This is a genomic window from Inquilinus sp. YAF38 (assembly GCF_052113205.1).
Taxonomy (GTDB): domain Bacteria; phylum Pseudomonadota; class Alphaproteobacteria; order DSM-16000; family Inquilinaceae; genus Inquilinus.
This window is the reverse complement of the sequence record NZ_JBFRCU010000182.1, coordinates 1-3453: the sequence shown is the minus strand read 5'-3', so window position 1 is coordinate 3453 and position 3453 is coordinate 1. Positions and strand designations below refer to the sequence as shown.

Genomic DNA, 3453 nt, shown 5'->3' with positions numbered 1-3453 from the left:
GCGCAGCACCGCGTCGCGCAGATCCTCGCGCAGCACCAGCAGCCCTTCGGCATAGTCGGCCTCGTAGTCGCCGGACAGCGCCACCAGCAGCGCCACCGCCCCGGCCGGGGTTGGCGGGGCCGCGGCGTCGGCCGCTGCGGTGCGGATGTCCAGCAGGTCCCAGGCGCGCAGCAGCGCCGCCTGGACCAGCGCCGCCTTGCCGCCGAAGCGCTGCACCAGGGTCGCCGCCGACAGCCCGGTCTCGGCCGCCACTGCGGCAAAGGTGATGCCCTCCGGCCCGGCCCGGCGCATCACCGCCAAGGCGCCGTCCAGCAGGGCTTCGTCCGGGATGGTGCGGGGGCGGGGCATCGGCGGGCCAAATAAATGAACGGCTATTTATATACGCTCAACGGGTATGCATGGAATCCGATATTTTTGCCCGGGTGAAATTGACAACGGGTTTTCACCCGGGTATAAAGCGCCATTCCATTGCGCCAGGGAGGCGCCCGTGACCCCCGACCCCACCTGCACCGCCTTCCAGGGCACCCGCCGCATCGCCTCCGGCCCGCTGGCCGAGGTGGCGCTGGCGGCCAAGCGCGCCGCCGATCGCGGCGACACGGTCCTGGTGTTCGACGACGCCACCAGCCGGCCGATCGAGCTCGACCTGCGCGGCAGCGAGACCGAGGTGCTGGCCCGGCTGCCGGTTTCGGCCGGGCCGGAAAATGCGGAGGACCTTGGCGTGCCGCGCGGCCCGGGCCGGCCGAAGCTCGGCGTCGTCGCCCGCGAGGTGACGCTGCTGCCGCGGCACTGGGACTGGCTGGCCGGCCAGCCCGGCGGCGCCTCGGTAACGCTGCGCCGCCTGGTCGAGGAGGCGCGCCGCGCCGGCGAGGGGCGGGACCGGCTGCGCCAGGCGCAGGAGGCGGCCTATCGCTTCATGGCGGCGATGGCCGGCGACCGGCCCGGCTTCGAGGAGGCTGCGCGCGCCCTGTTCGCGCCCGACCGCGACCGTTTCGCCGCACTGACCGAGAACTGGCCCGCCGACATCCGCGACCATGCAAGGCGCCTGGCCGGCGCCGCGTTCGACTCGCCGCTTTCGGCCTGAAGGGAGACCATCATGTCGGACGCGATCAAGCGCGGTGCGGCCGCCGCTCCGGCCTCCGCGGCGCCTCCGGTGCTGTGGAAGGCGTTCCTGCTGTTCCTCGGGCCGATGATGCTCAGCAACGTGCTGCAGGGGCTGTCCGGCACGCTCAACAACATCTATCTCGGCCAGATGATCGGGGTCGGCGCGCTCGCCGCCGTCTCGGCCTTCTTCCCGATCCTGTTTTTCTTCATCTCGTTCATCATCGGCCTGGGCGCCGGCGCCTCGGTGCTGATCGGCCAGGCCTGGGGCGCCAAGGACCCGGACAAGGTCAAGGCGGTGGCCGGCACCGCCCTGACCGTCACCATCCTGGCCGGGCTGGTGGTGGCGCTGTTCGGCGGCGCCTTCACCCGGTCGCTGCTGGCCGCGGTCGGCACCCCGGCCGACATCCTGGCCGATTCCACCGCCTATGCCCGGATCATGCTGATCGCCATGCCGGGCCTGTTCGTCTTCCTGCTGATGAGCTCGATGATGCGCGGCACCGGCGACACCATGACGCCGCTGCTGGCCTTGGCATTGCAGGCCGCGATCGGACTGGTGCTGACCCCGGCGCTGATCCGCGGCTGGGCCGGACTGCCGCAGCTCGGCGTGCTCAGCGGCGCCTATGCCGCAATCGTCTCCTTCCTCGCCGCCCTGGCCTGGCTGGCGTTCCATCTGCGCCGCCGTGGCCATGCCCTGGCGCCGGACGCCGTGCTGCTGCGCCATCTCTGGATCGACCCGAAGATCCTGCGGGCGGTGCTGCGCATCGGCCTGCCCTCGGGCGTGCAGCTGGTGCTGGTGTCGCTGGCCGAGGTCGCGGTGCTGTCCTTCGTCAACGGCTTCGGCTCCGACGCCACCGCAGCCTATGGCGCGGTCAACCAGGTGGTCAGCTACGTCCAGTTCCCGGCGATCTCGATCGCCATCACCGCCTCGATCTTCGGCGCCCAGGCGATCGGCGCCGGCCATGCCGACCGGCTCGGCGCCATCACCCGCACCGGCATCCTGCTCAACCTGATCGTCACCGGCGGGCTGGTCGCCATCGCCTATCTGTTCTCGCGCACGCTGATGGGCCTGTTCCTGACCAGCCCGCCTGTGATCGAGCTGGCGCAGAACCTGCTGCACATCACGCTGTGGAGCTACATCGTCTTCGGCTTGGCCGGGGTGGTCTCGGCGGTGATGCGGGCCAGCGGCACGGTGCTGGCGCCGATGGCGATCTCGATCTTCGCCATCCTCGGCGTCGAGGTGCCGGTGGCCTGGGCGCTCAGCCGCAGCATCGGCATCGACGGCATCTGGATCGCCTATCCGGTCGCCTTCGCCGTGATGGCGCTGGGCCAGATCGCCTATTACCGGCTGGTTTGGCGCAAGCGAGCGATCCGGAAGCTGATCTGAGCGGCTTGCCGGCAAGGACCGGACCGGCTAACCGGGTGCCATGGACGACCTGCTGCGCGACCTGCGCATCGCCGCCTGCTTCCTGACCCGGCTGCCGGTCCGCTGGCCGCCGGATGCGCCGGCCGATGCCCTGGCCCGGTCGATGCGGCTGTTCCCGCTGGCCGGGGCTGGCATCGGCGCGGCCGCGGGGCTGGTCTGGGCGCTGGCGCTCTGGCTCGGCGCCCCGCCCCTGGTCGCGGCGCTGCTGGCGCTGGCTGGGCAGGCGCTGCTGACCGGGGCGCTGCACGAGGACGGTCTGGCCGATGTCGCCGATGGCTTCGGCGGCGGCCGCGACCGCGAGCGCACGCTGGAGATCATGCGCGACAGCCGCATCGGCAGCTACGGGACCTTGGCGCTGGTGCTGTCGGTCGGGCTACGCGCCGCGGCCCTGGCGGCGACCTTTTCTCCCTGGGCCGGCGTCGCGGCGCTGGCCGCGTCCGGGGCGGTGTCGCGGGCGACGGCCCCGGCGCTGCTGGCCTGGCTGCCTCCGGCCCGGCCCGACGGCCTCGGCGCCGGTGCCGGCAGTCCGCCCTCGGAGGCCGTGTTCACCGCCCTCGGCCTGGCCCTGTGCTTCGCCCTGCTGCTGCTTGGGCTGCGCCACGGCCTGGCGGCGCTGGCCCTGGCTGCACTCGTCGCCTGGGCTCTGGCCGGGCTGGCCAAGCGCCGCATCGGCGGCCAGACGGGCGACGTGCTCGGCGCCGCCCAGCAGCTGGCGGAGGTCGCGGTGCTGTGCGCCGCGGCGGCGGCATGAGCACGACCCGCTGGTGGTGGATCCGCCATGCTCCGGTGGTCAATCCGGACAAGCTGCTGTACGGCCGGCTCGACCTCGCGGCCGACACCGGCGACGCGGCGGCGATCGCGGCCCTTGCCGCCCGGCTGCCGCGCGGCGCCGTCTGGCTGCACCCGCCGCTGCGCCGCACCGCCGAGAC

At 72.9% G+C, this 3453-nt stretch carries 4 protein-coding genes and 1 pseudogene; 4 read left to right on the top strand and 1 reads right to left on the bottom strand.

Features of this window, described 5'->3' with window-relative positions:
- On the bottom strand, positions 1-348 hold a 348-nt coding region (locus AB4Z01_RS35975; protein ID WP_441701618.1), incomplete at its 3' end, for a TetR/AcrR family transcriptional regulator.
- A 139-nt stretch (positions 349-487) separates the two neighbouring features.
- On the opposite strand from AB4Z01_RS35975, the gene AB4Z01_RS35970 reads away from it, so the two are divergent.
- From AB4Z01_RS35970 to AB4Z01_RS35955, 4 genes and pseudogenes are all read left to right on the top strand, one after another.
- Positions 488-1081 carry a DUF2239 family protein gene (locus tag AB4Z01_RS35970; protein WP_441701616.1) on the top strand — a complete coding sequence of 198 codons (594 nt, stop codon included), beginning with the start codon at positions 488-490 and terminating at the stop codon, positions 1079-1081.
- Between the two features lie 12 nt (positions 1082-1093).
- The gene (locus tag AB4Z01_RS35965) at positions 1094-2485 is read left to right on the top strand and encodes an MATE family efflux transporter (protein WP_441701614.1); all 1392 of its coding nucleotides are present in this window, start codon (positions 1094-1096) and stop codon (positions 2483-2485) included.
- 40 nt (positions 2486-2525) lie between these two features.
- On the top strand, positions 2526-3275 hold the full coding sequence (cobS, locus tag AB4Z01_RS35960) for an adenosylcobinamide-GDP ribazoletransferase (protein ID WP_441701613.1): 750 nt from the start codon (positions 2526-2528) through the stop codon (positions 3273-3275).
- Positions 3272-3453 (top strand): annotated as a pseudogene (locus AB4Z01_RS35955) (histidine phosphatase family protein); the annotation flags it as partial. The gene cobS and the pseudogene AB4Z01_RS35955, both read left to right, overlap by 4 nt.